Genomic DNA, 15,429 nt, shown 5'->3' with positions numbered 1-15,429 from the left:
GAAACAGCATGATAGAGGGGCCATAGCAGTGGAAGGAGACATACGGATGAAGGCAATCATATCACAAGGTGGACAGATTAAAATGACTGAGGTGCCACAGCCAAAGCTGGAGGACGGGTTCGTGCTCGTGCAGACGGAGTGCTCGGCGATCAGCCCGGGGACGGAGCTCATGATGAACGGACTGCAGCGGACCGAGCCGGTCGTGCTAGGATACAGTGCGTCTGGTATCATCCGGGCATGCGGGGGCGGCATGGAGGATTGGCAGGTCGGACAGCGGGTGGCTTGCTACGGGGCGCCTTATGCGCGGCATGCCGAGTGGCTGCTGATGCCCCGCCACCTGATCGTGCCTGTGCCGGATCACGTCAGCTCGGTGGAAGCTTCGACAGTCGGATTGGGAGCCATCGCGGTGCATGCGGTGCGCCAGGCGGGATTGCAATTCGGCGAGACGCTGGCGCTGATCGGCGCCGGTATCCTGGGGCAGCTGATCGCACAGATCGCCAAAGCTGCGGGCATCAGAGTCATCGTCTATGACCTGCTGCCGGAGCGCTGCGAGATGGCGCACAAGCTCGGTATCCGCCATACGGCGGCGGACCCGGCCGAGGCCGGCAGGATGCTGGCAGAGCTGTCGGGCGGTAACGGCGCCGATGCGGTGATCCTCTGCGCCAGCGGCAAAAGCGGCGAGCTGATCGATCAGTCGCTGACCTGGCTGCGGGATTGCGGCAAGGTGGTGCTGGTAGGGGACGTCAAACCGGATTTTTCGCGGGATCTGATGTTTGCCAAGGAAGCGCAGGTGCTCATATCCAGGGCTGGCGGTCCCGGCCGGTATGACGAGGTTTATGAGCGGGAAGGCACGGATTATCCCTACGGTTATGTACGCTGGACGGAAGGGCGCAACATGGGGGAGTACATCCGGCTGATCGCCGAAGGCGATATCCGCGTGCTGCCGCTGATCAGCGGCGTGCTGCCGGCGGAGCAATGTGAAGAAGCATTCCGCAGGTACGCCGAGTCACCGGCAAGTCTGTTGGGTACCGTGCTGCTGTACGGGCAGGCAGGAGATGGGGAACCGCAACCGCAGTCCGGAGCTCGCGACGAAGCGTCCCTGTCTGAGCGGCTGTCACAGGAAGCGGCTGTCGGTTCCGGCGGAAAGGGAGAACGCGATGAAGGGGGCTAAGCTCGGAGAGCCTCTGCAGAGCCTTGCCGTATGGGCTTCCGCTTATACGGAGGGGCCGGAAGGCAGCAGGATCTATGCCGTCTCCTCCGGCTCGCCGTGCATGCTGCATATTATCGATCCGCTCGCAGGCAAGAGTCTGATCCGGCTGCCCATGCCCGGCTCTGACCATTGCTGGGGCGTCGTGGCGGCGCCGAGCGGCATCTATATGGGTGGCAGCGGCATCTTGTACCGCTATACGCCTGAGCGAGGCGTAGAGGATCTGGGCGTGATTATCCCCGGCGAAACCTATACCTGGCGGCTCACGGCCGATGCAGACGGGATGATCTACGGCGGCATCTATCCCGGCGGCAAAGTGTTCGGGTACGATCCCGGACGGGACACGTTCCGTGATTACGGACCGATCGTACCGGGCGAGCAGTATGCGCGCTCCATGGCGGCGCTGGGGGGCAAGCTGTATGTAGGTGCAGGCACCCGTACACCTCATCTGGTGGTGCTCGACACGGCTACGGGCAAGAAGCGGGAGATCGCTTTGCCGCCCGGTTGCGAGAATGACCAGCTCGTCTATGATGTGGACATTAGCAGGGGGAAGCTTTTTGCCCGGCTCACTCCGTCCAATCGGCTGCTGATCTACGATATGGCCAGCGGCGAGTGGGAAGGCTCCCTAGAGGGATGCAGCGGACTAAGCGTATCGCAGCCGGATGCACTCGGCCGGGTGTACTTCGTCAAGGATGACCGGTTGCACAGCTACGATGCAGCGACGGGGGAACTGCGTGCCACTGCGCTGCCGATGCCGGAGCCGGCTGGCGATTACGGATGGCTGCGCGGACATCCGCTTAATCCGAAGGGGGACTGTCTCATCGGTGTGTATCGCAGCGGCGGGTATTGGGTGTACGATCCGGCCTCGGACACGCACGAGACATACGATCTGGAGCTGGCGGGCCAGCCGGTCATGCTGCAGTCGATGACGCAAGGACCGGAAGGAGCCATCTATGTCGGCGGATACTTCGCCGGGGGACTGGGCCGATACGGGAACGCTGAGCCGTCGCTCGCCTCATGGCGGGGCGTCGGCCAGATTGAGGGGATGATCGCGGGTAACGGTCTATTGTATCTAGGCGTCTATCCCAAAGCCAATATTATGGCGTATGACCCGGCCCGGGCTTGGCGGCCTGGTGATAACCCCAAGCTGCTGTTCTCGCTGCAGGTCGAGGAGCAGGACCGGCCGTTTGTCTTCGCTTGGGCAGCAGGCCGGCTGGCGATCGGCACCGTGCCTTCTTACGGCAGGCATGGCGGGGCGTTGACCCTGTACGATCCGGTTACTGGCAAGCGGGAGGTTCAACGTCATCTGCTGCCTGATCAGAGCATCGTCTCTCTGGTCAGCCGGGACGCCGTGCTGTATGCTGGCGGCTCGGTCTGGGGAGGCCTCGGCATTGCTCCCGTGGCGGAGGAGGCGGAGCTGCTCTGCTGGGATGCTGCCGCTGGTGCGACACGATGGCGCAGGACGCCGATTGCCGGAGCCAAAGCGATATCCGCGCTCGTATGTGACGACCGCGGTGTGCTGTGGGGACTGGCGGGCGGCTTGCTATTCGCCGTCAATTCCCAGGATGGCCAACTGCTGCACACGGTGGAGATCGAAGCGCGCGACTGGTCTAAGGCAGCGCATTTCTGGCGGGGCGGCGAAGAGCTGATCTGTCGTGCCGGCGGGCTGTACGGGGTCTCGGGCGGCGTATTGTTCCACTACAATATGGAAGAAGCGCAGCTGACGCTCCTGGATCGAGGGGTGAAGCTGCTCGCAGCTGGGGGTGAAGGCGGTTTGTACACCGCCAAAGGAACAGAGCTGTATCGATATGAAGCGAGTCGTGGCGAGCAATGTGGAGAGCGGGTGGAACTTGGGTGAACATATTCTACCTTTATAAATACTGCATCCTCGGCGGCTGCACAACGCAGCTTGCCAACCGGCTGAAGTTTCTGCGCGGCGGTGCCCGGCCGCACTTTGGTTTTATGGGCGATTATGGCGGGCTCAGCGCTTTTGAGGGCTATCCTTATGCGTTCATCCTGCCAACAGTAGAGGCTATCCGGGCCTATATCGCTGCAGGAGATTTCGATGCGGTGATTACTATCGACACCTACGAGCTGTATGAAGCTCTGGCAGGGATGGACTATAAAGGAGCAGTCATCCATGAGGTGCACACGACCTATGAGGCACCGTTGCGGAGACTTCGGGAAGACTGGGAGCAACTGCCGACCCGTCATGTGCTGACGCCTTCCTATTATATGAAGCAATACCTTGAGGGCATCGGTATCCCGGAGGTGCATTACGTCGATAACTGCCTCGATACGTCGTTGTTTCGGTATGAGCCGGTAGCAGGTCAGTCCTGGGCAGCACAAGCTGACAAGCGGCTGATCTTGTGGGTGGGCAAGCTGGATGAGCACAAAAACTGGCGGGCCTTCCTGCGAGTGGCCTCAGAGTTGAACGGGAAGCATGACGATCTGCAGTTTGCGCTTGTCGGCGGACATACCGCTTCTGATGAGGTCAAGGATCAATTGCGCGTCATGCAGGTAGATCTGGAGCTGCACAATCTGACTTGGTTGCCGTCGGTTGCCTACGAGGAGATGTACCGGTTGTATTCGGAGACGGCAAGAAGCGGCGGACTGTATGTCAGCACGACAGCCAACGAGTCGTTCGGCATGACGGTGCTGGAAGCGATGGCCTGCCGCTGCCCGGTAGTCGCCCCCGCGGTCGGTGCGCTGCCTGAACTGCTCGGCGGTGAACGGGCAGCGGGCCTGTACGATGCGAGCGATCTCGAAGCATGCGCGGGCAGGATCAGCAGGCTGCTGGAGCAGGACGAGCTGCGCGAGCGGGTGGCTGCTTCAGGCGAACAGCTCGCTCGAGAACGCTACAGTATCGGGCAGGTCGGCCGCGTCTACTTGCCGCTGTTAGAGCGGTTGGTAGACGAGCGTGGTGCGGCAAGCAAGTAGCGTACGGCCGTGACCCATTTTCCGCTTTAGCGTCGAAGTCGCAGGTGAGGCGAGCAGCAACGACCCTTTGTGCCGCTACAGCGTCGAAGTGGCTGGTGAAGTGAACAGCAGCGCCCTTTGTGCCGCTATCCCTTGTACCGACGTGTACTCGTGAGATTTTGTTGTGTTGGGTGCGTTGCCTCGGTATCGCTCGGCGTTCAAGGTGCTTTGGGCGGGATTACACCTTATCCAGCGCCTGCTGGAGATCCGCCAGTTTTTGCAGCTCCACTTCGATCGTTGCCGGGTCGATGGCTCGTGTATCAATCTGCCTGATCGCTGGGAGCAACGCCTGGACATGATCGGGATCCTCCGTCAACATCGCCAGATCCGCCCGGAGCACGAGCGCTTGGAAGCGCTTGGCGGGGGACAGGTCATCCGGCAGATGATCAAGCAGACGGTCCAGCACCTTGAGGGCTGCTTTATAGTCTTCTTTGGAGTAAGTCAGGGTATAGGCCAATTGATATGACTTGTCAAATGGCGTTGCAGGCTCCATCGTCAGCTCCTTCGTTTTTTCGTTCGCCAGCGCTTGACTGACGGTCAGCGTATTGCCCGATGGATCTGTCAGGTTGAATCGGCGGTCCTCCTTGGTCGTGTTCAAGGCCGATAGACGCGGGAGGCCTCGAGCCTGTACTTTGCCGTAAGCATTCTTCAGGTTCTGCTTCCACTCTGCATGGACTGATGCGACATCGGACACTTGAATGATGCAGCCATGCAGCGAGTTCTGCGGGTTGTAGCTCTTCATCGAGAAGAAATGAAGCTCTGTGATCGGATGCTTCACACAAGCATAGCCATAAGGGCTCCGCTGATCATAAGTGATCGCAAAACCGAGGGCGCGGTAGTAGTCGACTTGTTCGGCGATCGAGATGCAAGGGAAGGTCGGGATGGTTTTGGACGTGGGGATCATCGTATATCCTCCGTTTCGTTGGTGGGATGTGGCCTCAAAATGTCGCCTCAAGGTAGGAGCTTTGGTTGATTCCAACCCATGGGCCTTATTGAGGTCAGCTGTAATTCAAGTGTATCACCTTCGTGCAAATGCTAAGGTTTGAAAGTATCCATTCAGCATCCACGAGGGCGAGACTTTCATATGCTTCAAGATAATACATTATGCCGTCGCAGACGGACATGGGGGAAGGGGCAGAGTAGGATGGAAGATCAACAATTGTTCGATACGATGTGTGAGTCGCTGTATACCGCGGTTATCTCCGATACGCTGGATCAGCTTGGCTTCCGCAATCAGGTGATGCGTGAGGATATCAATCCGATCGTCAGTGACTGGGTGGTGGCGGGAAGGGCGAAGACAGTGCTGTCCGTGGACGTCCATTACGTATCCGATGATCCATACGGCAAGGAGATCGAAGCAGTGGACAGCGTCAAGCCGGGCGAGATCGTCATCGGCTGCACCAACGAGTCCAGGCAGAACGGGCTGTGGGGCGAGCTGCTCTCTACGGCTTCCAAAATGCGCGGGGCACGCGGCGCCATCGTCGACGGCCTGATCCGCGATACGAAGAAAATCGTCGAGCTCGGCTTCCCGGTGTTTGCAACCGGTACAAAGCCGGTCGACTCCCAGGGACGTGGCAAGGTTATCGAATACGATGTGCCGGTGCTGTGCGGAGGCGTCATGGTCTACCCCGGCGACGTCATCTTCGGCGACCGCGACGGTGTCGTCGTCATCCCGTCCGCACGGGTGCGGGAAGTGTTCGATATCGCGCTGGACAAGGCGACTCGTGAGAACCATACGCGAGATGAGCTGCTGGAGGGACGGACGCTGCGGGAGGTCTACGACAAGTATGGGGTGCTATGAGGCAGCGGGGATACGTCTGAGCGCCGACCTTTGAGCACGCATTGTAGCAGTGTAGTTCATGAAAGCTAGGGAGAGAATGCCATGCGACTGAAAGGAAAACGAGCGATCGTCACCGGTGCGGCCCGCGGGATCGGTTTGGCGATCGCAGTCCGTTTTGCAGTGGAAGGGGCCAAGGTAGCCTTGCTGGACCGAGACGGCGCAGAGTTGGAGCGGGCTGCTGCTATGCTGCGTGCGGACGGCGGCGATGTCAGGTCTCTTGTCTGCGACTTGCGGGACTTGTCCGCACTGGAGGCATCGGCGAATGAAGCTGTGGCGTGGCTCGGCGGGCTGGATCTGTTGGTAAACAACGCCGGGATCGCTTATCGTGAGCCGTTCCTGTCGATCACGCCGGAGCACTGGGATGCGGTGTTCGATATTAACGTCAAAGCCGTGTTCCGGCTTGGTCAGCTGGCGGCGCGGGCGATGATCGACTGCGGGCAAGGCGGTGCCATTGTAAACATGAGCTCCAAGAACGGGCTTGCCGGCAGCGCCGAGCTGGCGCATTACAATGCGTCCAAAGGGGCGGTCCAGCTGCTGACCGAGTCGATGGCCGTGGAGCTGGCGCCTCACGGGATCCGGGTCAATGCCATTGCGCCCGGCTTCGTCGACACGCCGCTCGACCGCGAGCTCCGGGAGTCTTCCGGGCTGCCGCTGTACTCGGAGCGGACACCGATGATGCGCAACGGGACGATGGAGGAGATCGCGAGCGCTTTTGTCTTTTTGGCTTCCGATGAAGCCTCTTACGTCACGGGGGCAACGCTGCGGGTAGACGGAGGCCACCTGGCCAATGCAAGCGAGCTGTGAGCGGTTGTTCCACAAGCGATCATCAATGAAAGGAGGACAAAAGCATGCGATTGCAAGGCAAGACGGCTGTTATTACCGGTGCAGGATCGGGGATCGGCCGGAGTACAGCACTGCTGTTCGCGGCAGAAGGCGCTGCTATTGTCATCGCCGATATCGACACGGCAGGTGGGGAGCAAACGGCGGCGGAGATCCGCGGGCAAGGCGGAGGAGCGTTGTTCATCGCCTGTGATGTAACGGATGAGGATGGCGCAACGTCGATGGCTGCCCAGGCGGCAGAAGCATACGGCGGGATTGACGTGCTGTTCAACAATGCGGGGATCAGCGGCATCGGCGCGCTGCACGAGGTAGAGCCGCAGGTGTGGGAGCGGGAGATGCGTGTCAATGTTACGGGGGTGTATCATACCTGCCGCGCTGTGCTCCCGTACATGATGGAGCGCCGGAGCGGCACGATCATCAACATGTCTTCCAGCATCGCCGAGATGGGCGTAGCGGCCCGCGCTTCGTATACCGCCTCCAAGGGGGCGGTGTTGTCCCTGACCAAGGCGATGCAGGTCGATTATGCCCCCTACAATATACGTGTCAACGCACTGCTGCCGGGGACGATCCTGACACCGTTCGTGGAGCGGTATGTGCAGGCGTCCGAAGACCCGGAAGCGGCAGTCGCAGCCATCAAACGCCGCCAATTGAGCGGAGAGCTGGGACGGCCGCAGCAGGTGGCGCAGGCTGCGCTATTCCTGGCTTCCGACGAATCCTCCTTCGTCATGGGGTCGCCGCTGTACGTGGACGGCGGGCTCGTGTTCGGCAAGCAGGTATAGCGCTTTGGAGACATCTTGGCCGGATGAGGCGGGCGATGCTGCAATACACGTACCAATACCCATAGCAAGGAGTGATGACAGTGAAGCTGCTTAATTATATCGAACATGGCGTGAGCAAGCTGGGGGTACTGACCGAAGATGGCGTACTGGATATCGGAGCGGCGGCTAACAAAACCGGAACCAATGCAACCGGCGTCCCTGTGACGATGCAGGCGGTGCTTGACGGCGGAGACGGTGCGCTCGCTAAGCTGCAAGGTTTGGTGGCGCAGGCGGCTGCGGCGAGCGAGTCATCCTATTTTCGCAAAGAAGATGAGCTGACTTTCGGTCCGTCACTGGGCCTGCCGGAGAAGATCATCTGTGTCGGCCTGAACTACCGGCGGCATGCGGAAGAGACCAACATGCCGATCCCAGCGTATCCGATCCTGTTCAACAAGTTTGCCAACACGCTGACCGGCCACGGCGCCGCCGTACCGCTACCGCGTACCTCCCGCAAGGTCGATTATGAAGCCGAGCTGGGCATCGTCATCGGCAAGGAAGCCAAATATGTGAGCGAGGGTGAAGCGCTGGACTACGTATTCGGCTACTGTGCGGTCAATGACTTGTCGGCGCGCGATCTGCAGATGCGGACGAGCCAATGGCTGGCGGGCAAGTCGTGCGACGGTTTCTCTCCGGTAGGACCCTACCTGGTCACTGCCGATGAGATCGCGGATCCGGACAATCTGCGGATCGGCTGCTCGGTCAATGGCGAGGTGCGGCAGGACTCCAACACCTCGGATATGATCTTCAATTGCCGCCAGCTGATCAGCGATATCTCAAGCTGCATGACGCTGAAGCCCGGCGACATCATCCTGACCGGGACGCCGGAGGGCGTCGTACTCGGTTATCCCGAGGAGCAGCAGCATTTTCTGCAGCCCGGGGATGTCGTCACCGTGACCATCGAGGGGCTCGGCACCATCCGCAATTCGATGATGAGCGAGGAGGGAGCGGGATGATCTTCGACTGTCATACCCATCTCTTCGGTCCGGGCATGATCGGCGGACCGACGGAAGCCGCGATCAAGCGTGCCTGGGGAGAAGATATGCAGATCGGCGCGACGCCGGAGCAGCACCGGGACAACCTGGCGGGCTGCGGCGGCGCGATCGTACTGGCGATGGCGGCAGGGGCGACCGGCCTGGTCGTCCCCAACGAATATGTGGCGGAGTACTGCCGGACGGCGCCGGAGCGGCTGTTCGGATTTGCCAGCGTAGATCCCAATGACTATAACTGTGTCCCGGCATTCGAGCGTGCGATTCGCGAGCTGGGGATGAAGGGCCTCAAGCTCGGGCCGATCTACCAGAACTTCTATCCCGATGCTCCGGAGCACTTTGCGCTGTATGCCAAGGCGGAGGAGCTCGGTGTGCCGATCCTGTGGCATCAGGGCACGTCATTCGTGCCGGAGGGGTATCTGGACGCCTCGCGGCCGGCGATGCTCGATCCGATCGCACGCGCATGTCCACGGCTCAAGATGATCATCGCGCATATGGGTCATCCGTGGATCGATGAGTGTATCGCCGTCGTGCGCAAGCACCCTAACCTGTATATGGATGTCTCTGCGCTGGGCAGCCGTCCGTGGCAGTTCTACAATGCTCTGGTGTCTGCCATTGAGTATGGGGTACAGGACAAGCTGCTGTTCGGGTCGGATTATCCGTTCTTCAGCACGCAGCGGATGATCGACGCCCTGCGGAGCATCAACGACCCTGTAGAGGGCACGAAGCTGCCGCGTATCCCAGATGAGATGATCGAAGCGATCATCCATCGTCCGACGCCGGAGCTGCTGGGGCTAGTTTGATCATATGGAGCGGGGAGAGAGTGCAATGGACAACGAGGAGCGGGACCATGTTGAGCCGCTGAAGAGCGAGAGGTATTTCCAGGAAAAAGACTTGTGGGGCTTCATCCACCGCTCGTTCACCAAGTCGATGGGCTACAGCGAAGCATCGCTGCGCAAGCCCATCATCGGCATCGCCAATACGTTCAGCGAACTGAATAAATGCCACTCGCACTTCAATGAACTGGTGGACTATGTGAAGCGGGGTGTCTGGCAGGCTGGCGGGACGCCGATGGAGTTCCCCACCATCTCGATCGGCGAGCCGTATATCAAACCGACGACGATGCTGCTGCGCAATCTGATGGCGATGGATACGGAAGAGATGCTGAAGGGGCATCCGATCGACGGCGTCGTGCTGCTCGGCGGCTGCGACAAGACGGTCCCGGCCCAGCTGATGGCGGCAGCCAGCGCCAACATCCCGGCGATCGTCCTGACGGGCGGACCGATGCTGAACGGACGTCTGGGAGGAAGAAGCCTTGGGGCCTGTACGGACTGCTACGGCTTCACCCTCGAGCACAAGGCAGGCAATATCTCGGATGAGGAGCTGGCGGTCGCTGAGGATGCGATCTGCCGCAGCGACGGGCACTGCATGGTTATGGGCACTGCGAGTACCATGGCTTCGATCGCCGAGGCGCTCGGTATGGCGCTGCCCGGCTGTGCCGCGATCCCGGCTCCGGACAGCCGGCGACGGCATCTGGCAGAGGAAACCGGCAAGCAGATCGTCGAGCTGGTCCGTCAGGGCATCCGCCCGCGGGACATCATGACCCGCGAGGCGCTGGAGAATGCGATCACCGTCACGATGGCGAGCGGCGGCTCGACCAATGCAATCATCCACCTCATTGCCATCGCGCAGCGGCTGGGCATGAAGCTGCCGCTGGAGACCTTCGACGAGATCAGCGCCCGGACGCCCTTCATCCTCAATCTGCGGCCGTCGGGCCAGTATCAGATGGAGGAATATTTCGAAGCGGGCGGCGTGCCGGCTCTGATGAAGGAATTGGAGGAGCTGCTGCATGGCGACTGTCTGACGGTAACGGGAGAGACGATCGCAGACAATCTGCGAGGGGCGAGGACGCTGGACCGGGATGTGATCCGCACGGTGGAGGAGCCGTTAGACACGCAGGGCGGCATCGCGGTGCTGCGGGGCAATCTGGCGCCGGATGGGGCGCTTGTGAAGCAGACGGCAGTCTCTGCGCACCTCAAGTCTCATATCGGGCGAGCGGTCGTGTTCGAGAGTCCCGAGGACCTGACCCGCCGTATCGATGACCCCGATCTGGAGGTGGACGAGACCAGCGTGCTGGTGCTCAAAAATGCTGGCCCGAAGGGGGCTCCTGCGATGCCGGAGATCGGCCAGATCCCGATCCCGCGCAAGCTGCTCCAGCAGGGCGTGCGCGACATGGTACGCATCTCTGATGCGCGGATCAGCGGCACGTCTTATGGTGCGCTGATCGTCCATGCGGCCCCGGAGGCGGCGGTGGGCGGTAACCTGGCGCTCGTCCAGAGCGGCGACCGGATCGAGCTGGATATCGCCTCCCGGCGCCTGATCCTGCATGTGCCGGACGATGAGCTGGCCCGCCGCCGCGCAGCATGGCAACCGCCCAAGCCGCACTACGACAGAGGCTACGGGTTGCTGTTTCATGAGCGGGTGCTGCAGGCCAACCTGGGCTGCGATTTCGACTTCTTGCTGCCGGCGGAGCTGCGGCGGGAGTTGCTTGGGGAGTAGGGGAGTGGTTTATAGTGGACCCAAGGAGGGCTTATCGCTCCTGCGAAGTCAGCAGTAACCCCTATACAAGTCCGCGAAGGATCGGAGAGCCAGGAAGCGCGAAGAACCGACGCCGAACAAAAGGGTGGGCGAGCTGAGGGAGTACACGAAGGAAAGGACTGACTGCCGTTTTTTTTCTACGACTCGTTGGAGAACTTCGCTTCAAGCGTCACTTAACAATCGCTGAAATCACCGAAGAGCTTAACGGACGTGGAGTAGCAACATCCGAGTGTAATTCAATGAGATGTATGATCGTTATCTAACGCTGCTTCGGGCTTCGGTTACAGAACAAATGGAACGAACGCCTTATTGTAGGTACAAAGCGCCGCCGTTTTTCGCAAGAACCCTGAAAGTTACCTGCAGAACATCGAGCGCAAAGTCTATACGTTAATTGGTCAGTCGTAGAAAAAAAAGACGCCGGATTCGATCCGGCGCCGCGGCGGACATGACGGCTTACGCGACCGCCTTCCTGTATACCCGGGTCGCCCAGCCGAGCGTGATTGCCAGAAGCGCCCCCATGACGGCAAACGCGAGCAGCACTTTCGGGTCCCAGACGCTGCCGTCGGCCAATACGCGGGCAGCTTCGACCACGTAATAGAGCGGGTTGAAATGCGCCAAAATCTGCAGCCATAGCGGCCCGAAGGAAATGGGCAGCAGCACCCCCGCCAGCAAGGTGAGCGGAAGCTGCAGGCCGGTGACGACGGCCGCCAGCGTACCGATATCTTTGAACAGCAGTCCGAGACAACTGCTGACGGCGGACACCACGGCGGTCAGGATGCACAGCAGGACAAGCAGGAGCGCAAGCCCGGCGGCATGCAGCCGGAATCCGGTAAAGCTCGCAACGATGATGACGATCAGCGCCGGCAGCACAAACATAACGACATCCTTGAGCACATTTCCCATCAGAAGCGAGAAGCGGCTGATCGGCGACACCCGGAACCGCTCGATTACTCCCGTGTTCAGCTCGTGGATAATCGTCCAGCCGATGCCGGTGCCGCTGCTCAGCGCAAACAGCGCCAGCAGGCCGGGAACAAAGACGTTGGCGACGCCCGCTTCTCCCATGGCGGGAATGCCCCCGAGCAGCGGCGCGAACAACGCCAGGTACATGAGCGGCGTTGCAAAGCCCATGAACAGCCAGACAGGCGAGCGGACTTGCTCGATCAGCCTCCGTCTGAACAGCAGCCACGTTTCCCTCGCGATTCTCATGCGGTTCCCTCCTTGGCGTCGCGCAGCAATCTGCCCGTCTGCTGCAGGAAGACGTCGTCGAGTGACGGCCGCGAAATCGCGGCCGACCGAGCCGCTATGCCGGCCGACTCCAGCGATTCCAGCATGCGGGGCAGGGCGTGTGCGCCGTCCCCGGCATACAGATGGATGTTCTCGCCTTCGAGCCGGACTTCATGGACGAAGTCCAATGCGGCGAGCTGGCGCTTCGCCCGTTCGGCGCTGTCGCCGCTCACCTGAATTTGGATGACATCGCCGCCAATCCGGCTTTTCAGCTCGGCCGGCGCGCCCTCCGCCACGATCCGCCCGTGATCCATAATGACCAGCCTGTCGCTGAGCGCATCCGCTTCGTCCAGATAATGCGTCGTCAGGAAGACGGTCGTGCCGCCCTCCCGCAGCTTCCGGATCTGCTCCCACAGATTGGCGCGGTTCTGCGGGTCGAGTCCGGTCGTCGGTTCGTCCAGAAACAGAACGTCCGGCCGGTTGATCATGCCGAGCGCGATTTCCAGCCGGCGCTTCTGCCCGCCGGAATACGTCCTCACGCGCCGGTCCGCCGTGCCGGTCAATTCGAACACGTCCAGTAGCTCGGCGGCGCGTTGCCACGCCTCGTGGAGGTTCATCCCGTATAGCCGCCCGGCGAGGATCAAGTTCTCTCGTCCGGTCGCTTCCCAGTCGCCGCCGCCGAACTGGCTGACATAGCCGATGCGGCGGCGCACTTCTGCGGGCTGACGCGTCAGATCGTATCCGCAGATCGCCGCCGTCCCGCGATCGATCGGCAGCAGCGTGGTCAGCATGCGGAGCGTCGTCGTCTTGCCGGCTCCGTTAGGGCCGAGGAAGCCGAAAATTTCGGCTCGCTTCACCGAAAAGGTAATGCCGCGCACCGCTTCGACCGTCGCTACTCCGCGCTTGCTTTTGACGGCAAAGCTTTTCCCGACATCGGTGATTTCAATTGCATGTACCATGTGATAGCTCCTTTACGTTCTATTATTGAGCGCAATGACGGCGTTGCTGACCATCCCCAGCCCGAGGCCGATGATGACGCCGGCGGCGACGCCGATCAGCGTATCCATCCATCCGCCGGCCAGGAACGCCCCACGCCCGCCGCCGACGACAAAACCGATCAGCCCGCCGATCGCGAATCCGAAAAACATGAAGCCGGCGTAAAACAGCCCGATCGCCTCGTATTCGGCGGGACCGCGATGCTCATAATATTGGACGAACCGCTGCTGCAGATCGGCGGAGCCGGCCGATTCGCTGCGGAACGCCAGATCCGTTTTGGCGCGCTCGAGCGCGTCCTGCTCTGACATCCCCTGGGCGATCAGATCGCTCATATAGTCGCTCATATAGAGCAGCATGTCGTTCTGCGCTTCCAACGACGTCTCCGAGCGGCGCTTGAACTTCGCAAGCTTGGCCATCATTCGGCCTTTGGTCTGGCCGGTCTTCCGGCGCAGCTTCTCCAGATACGTCATCTCGGCTTCATCCAGATAATGCTGCGACTGCTCCTTCGCAAACCGGTTCAGTTTGTCCGTCGTCTCCCGACTAAAGCTCATGCTCGCGACCTCCTTGTTTTCGAAAATGTTGAATGCGTCCGCTCAGGAAATCCCACCTCGCCCAAAAGGACGTCAGCTCCTCGAAGCCCCGCTCGTTAAGCGTGTAAAATTTTCGTGGCGGGCCCATTTCCGACGGTTTCTTCGTAATGTGAACCAACTTGTTCTTCTCCAGCCGCAGCAGCAGGGCGTACACCGTCGCTTCCGCCAGCCCTTCGAATCCCATGGCGTGCAGCTTCCTGGCAATCTCGTAGCCGTACACTTCGCCGCGGCTTATAATTTCCAGTACTATGCCTTCCAGCACGCCCTTCAACATCTCGCTTAGATTATCCAGAAGCCCCCCCCCTTCGGTACTCAACATTATAGGTAATCAATATTATTGAGTACCACTATACAATAACATTGAGTAGCGCCGCAGTCAATAGGCTTCGGCCGACTGGCAGGCCGCTACAGAAAAAAACTACGACTGACGAATTAACGTATAGACTTTGCGCTCGATGTTCTGCAGGTAACTTTCAGGGTTCTTGCGAAAACGGCGGCGCTTTGTACCTTCAATAAGGCGTTCGTTCCATCGGTTGCGCTCTTGATTAAACGTTTTGTAATCGACCTTCTGTAGACGGTTTACTAAATCAGTCTGCTTTAATGCATCGTCAACGAACACAACGACTTCATCGCTTCGGAGGATATAGTCGTTCCAACTTGGGATGTATGTAAAGCAACCGAGCCGTGTCGAAGCGCTCGGGGTCGTATTTGTCATGGTACTCCTGATGTATGGGCTGCTGGAGTGGCGTGTACGTGAGCAGATGAAGCAAGAGAAGGAGGGAGCCATTGATTCTACAAGGCAAACGCAAAAGCTTCGCTCCCACGGGAGAAATGCTGCTGGCTCTGCTCAAAACCATTGGGGTCATCCATGTCTTGATTGGCGGCAAGACCGTCCGGGGCCTGTTGTCGGCGCATGTCGATGACCAGGTCAAACACATTCTTCGCTTGGCCGGGCATAATATCTCCATTTACACGGATGCCGTTGGAGTGGACGATCCAAAACAACCGACGACGCTTGTTTAACAGCTGTTTCTATATTAACGAATAATTTATTTGTGAATAATTAATTCATGCGGAAAGTCGGGTCTAAGCCCTGGGTATCAGCCAGCCGCACGTATCCCGACATTTGCGTATCTTGAGTCTCGACTTTAGTGTCATTGGTGTTATAATCGTAGGTATATTCATCTCTGACCCCATCTCGGTTACTCCAGATGAGGCAACGTTTAATGGCATGATGCATTCCGTTGGAGCGATGCTTGATTATACGCTGGTTGGCGTTCTGGGCGGTTTGTTCGGACGAATCTTAATCGAAAACGACATGGCTTGGCTGTTCATTGTCGGAATCCACGCT

General features: G+C 59.8%; 16 protein-coding genes. 10 read left to right on the top strand and 6 right to left on the bottom strand.

The window, feature by feature from the left end; translation table 11 throughout:
• Window positions 1-46: 46 nt before the first annotated feature.
• Genes ABC336_RS01165 through ABC336_RS01155 form a run of 3 tightly spaced genes read left to right on the top strand, consistent with a single transcriptional unit; the run spans window position 47 to window position 4,147 of the window.
• Window positions 47-1,171: a zinc-dependent alcohol dehydrogenase gene (locus tag ABC336_RS01165; protein WP_413236912.1), complete on the top strand. Its 1,125-nt coding sequence runs from the start codon at window positions 47-49 to the stop codon at window positions 1,169-1,171.
• A complete protein-coding gene (locus ABC336_RS01160; RefSeq protein ID WP_413236911.1) occupies window positions 1,056-3,065 on the top strand; it encodes a WD40 repeat domain-containing protein in 2,010 nt (669 codons plus the stop codon). The genes ABC336_RS01165 and ABC336_RS01160 overlap by 116 nt, the downstream gene beginning before the upstream one ends.
• Window positions 3,062-4,147, top strand: coding sequence for a glycosyltransferase family 4 protein (locus ABC336_RS01155; RefSeq protein ID WP_413236910.1), 1,086 nt, complete (start codon window positions 3,062-3,064; stop codon window positions 4,145-4,147). The genes ABC336_RS01160 and ABC336_RS01155 overlap by 4 nt, the downstream gene beginning before the upstream one ends.
• Window positions 4,148-4,364: 217 nt before the next feature.
• Here the strand turns inward: ABC336_RS01155 and ABC336_RS01150 are convergent, their stop codons facing one another.
• The gene (locus ABC336_RS01150) at window positions 4,365-5,090 is read right to left on the bottom strand and encodes a hypothetical protein (RefSeq protein WP_413236909.1); all 726 of its coding nucleotides are present in this window, start codon (window positions 5,088-5,090) and stop codon (window positions 4,365-4,367) included.
• A gap of 240 nt (window positions 5,091-5,330) precedes the next feature.
• Between ABC336_RS01150 and ABC336_RS01145 the strand changes: the two genes are divergently transcribed.
• The 6 genes from ABC336_RS01145 (at window position 5,331) to ABC336_RS01120 (ending at window position 11,229) form a co-directional block, all read left to right on the top strand.
• The gene (locus ABC336_RS01145; RefSeq protein WP_413236908.1) at window positions 5,331-5,987 is read left to right on the top strand and encodes an RraA family protein; all 657 of its coding nucleotides are present in this window, start codon (window positions 5,331-5,333) and stop codon (window positions 5,985-5,987) included.
• Window positions 5,988-6,068: 81 nt separating this feature from the next.
• The gene (locus ABC336_RS01140) at window positions 6,069-6,830 is read left to right on the top strand and encodes an SDR family NAD(P)-dependent oxidoreductase (RefSeq protein ID WP_413236907.1); all 762 of its coding nucleotides are present in this window, start codon (window positions 6,069-6,071) and stop codon (window positions 6,828-6,830) included.
• Between the two features lie 44 nt (window positions 6,831-6,874).
• Window positions 6,875-7,645, top strand: a complete 771-nt coding sequence (locus ABC336_RS01135) for an SDR family NAD(P)-dependent oxidoreductase (RefSeq protein WP_413236906.1) — start codon at window positions 6,875-6,877, stop codon at window positions 7,643-7,645.
• Between the two features lie 80 nt (window positions 7,646-7,725).
• Entirely contained in the window at window positions 7,726-8,637 is a 912-nt protein-coding gene (locus tag ABC336_RS01130; protein ID WP_413236905.1) for a fumarylacetoacetate hydrolase family protein, read from the top strand.
• Window positions 8,634-9,473, top strand: coding sequence for an amidohydrolase family protein (locus ABC336_RS01125; protein WP_413236904.1), 840 nt, complete (start codon window positions 8,634-8,636; stop codon window positions 9,471-9,473). The genes ABC336_RS01130 and ABC336_RS01125 overlap by 4 nt, the downstream gene beginning before the upstream one ends.
• A 25-nt stretch (window positions 9,474-9,498) precedes the next feature.
• A complete protein-coding gene (locus ABC336_RS01120; RefSeq protein WP_413236903.1) occupies window positions 9,499-11,229 on the top strand; it encodes an IlvD/Edd family dehydratase in 1,731 nt (576 codons plus the stop codon).
• 492 nt (window positions 11,230-11,721) lie between these two features.
• On the opposite strand, the gene ABC336_RS01115 is transcribed toward ABC336_RS01120, so the two are convergent.
• The 5 genes from ABC336_RS01115 to ABC336_RS01095 form a co-directional block, all read right to left on the bottom strand.
• The gene (locus tag ABC336_RS01115; RefSeq protein ID WP_413236902.1) at window positions 11,722-12,474 is read right to left on the bottom strand and encodes an ABC transporter permease; all 753 of its coding nucleotides are present in this window, start codon (window positions 12,472-12,474) and stop codon (window positions 11,722-11,724) included.
• Complete coding sequence (locus ABC336_RS01110; RefSeq protein ID WP_413236901.1) at window positions 12,471-13,451, bottom strand: ATP-binding cassette domain-containing protein; 981 nt, start codon at window positions 13,449-13,451, stop codon at window positions 12,471-12,473. Before ABC336_RS01110 ends, ABC336_RS01115 begins: the two co-directional genes overlap by 4 nt.
• A gap of 12 nt (window positions 13,452-13,463) precedes the next feature.
• Entirely contained in the window at window positions 13,464-14,039 is a 576-nt protein-coding gene (locus tag ABC336_RS01105; RefSeq protein ID WP_413236900.1) for a hypothetical protein, read from the bottom strand.
• Entirely contained in the window at window positions 14,029-14,352 is a 324-nt protein-coding gene (locus tag ABC336_RS01100) for a PadR family transcriptional regulator (RefSeq protein WP_413236899.1), read from the bottom strand. Before ABC336_RS01100 ends, ABC336_RS01105 begins: the two co-directional genes overlap by 11 nt.
• A gap of 144 nt (window positions 14,353-14,496) precedes the next feature.
• Window positions 14,497-14,793: a hypothetical protein gene (locus ABC336_RS01095; RefSeq protein WP_413236898.1), complete on the bottom strand. Its 297-nt coding sequence runs from the start codon at window positions 14,791-14,793 to the stop codon at window positions 14,497-14,499.
• 71 nt (window positions 14,794-14,864) lie between these two features.
• Here ABC336_RS01095 and ABC336_RS01090 point away from each other — a divergent pair, with 71 nt between their 5' ends.
• Window positions 14,865-15,101, top strand: coding sequence for a hypothetical protein (locus ABC336_RS01090; RefSeq protein ID WP_413236897.1), 237 nt, complete (start codon window positions 14,865-14,867; stop codon window positions 15,099-15,101).
• Window positions 15,102-15,429: the final 328 nt, after the last annotated feature.

Source organism: Paenibacillus jepli, from assembly GCF_047238105.1.
Lineage (GTDB): Bacteria > Bacillota > Bacilli > Paenibacillales > Paenibacillaceae > Paenibacillus_D.
The sequence above is the reverse complement of the archived record's forward strand: the minus strand, read 5'-3'. Positions and strand labels throughout refer to the sequence as shown.

Bases quoted from the DNA above. Each gene is read 5' to 3' on its own strand.
- ABC336_RS01165 (WP_413236912.1), top strand. From the start codon at position 47: ATGAAGGCAATCATATCACAAGGTGGACAGATTAAAATGACTGAGGTG.
- ABC336_RS01160 (WP_413236911.1), top strand. From the start codon at position 1,056: ATGGGGAACCGCAACCGCAGTCCGGAGCTCGCGACGAAGCGTCCCTGT.
- ABC336_RS01150 (WP_413236909.1), bottom strand. From the start codon at position 5,090: ATGATCCCCACGTCCAAAACCATCCCGACCTTCCCTTGCATCTCGATC.
- ABC336_RS01145 (WP_413236908.1), top strand. From the start codon at position 5,331: ATGGAAGATCAACAATTGTTCGATACGATGTGTGAGTCGCTGTATACC.
- ABC336_RS01140 (WP_413236907.1), top strand. From the start codon at position 6,069: ATGCGACTGAAAGGAAAACGAGCGATCGTCACCGGTGCGGCCCGCGGG.
- ABC336_RS01135 (WP_413236906.1), top strand. From the start codon at position 6,875: ATGCGATTGCAAGGCAAGACGGCTGTTATTACCGGTGCAGGATCGGGG.
- ABC336_RS01125 (WP_413236904.1), top strand. From the start codon at position 8,634: ATGATCTTCGACTGTCATACCCATCTCTTCGGTCCGGGCATGATCGGC.
- ABC336_RS01120 (WP_413236903.1), top strand. From the start codon at position 9,499: ATGGACAACGAGGAGCGGGACCATGTTGAGCCGCTGAAGAGCGAGAGG.
- ABC336_RS01115 (WP_413236902.1), bottom strand. From the start codon at position 12,474: ATGAGAATCGCGAGGGAAACGTGGCTGCTGTTCAGACGGAGGCTGATC.
- ABC336_RS01110 (WP_413236901.1), bottom strand. From the start codon at position 13,451: ATGGTACATGCAATTGAAATCACCGATGTCGGGAAAAGCTTTGCCGTC.
- ABC336_RS01105 (WP_413236900.1), bottom strand. From the start codon at position 14,039: ATGAGCTTTAGTCGGGAGACGACGGACAAACTGAACCGGTTTGCGAAG.
- ABC336_RS01100 (WP_413236899.1), bottom strand. From the start codon at position 14,352: ATGTTGAAGGGCGTGCTGGAAGGCATAGTACTGGAAATTATAAGCCGC.
- ABC336_RS01095 (WP_413236898.1), bottom strand. From the start codon at position 14,793: ATGACAAATACGACCCCGAGCGCTTCGACACGGCTCGGTTGCTTTACA.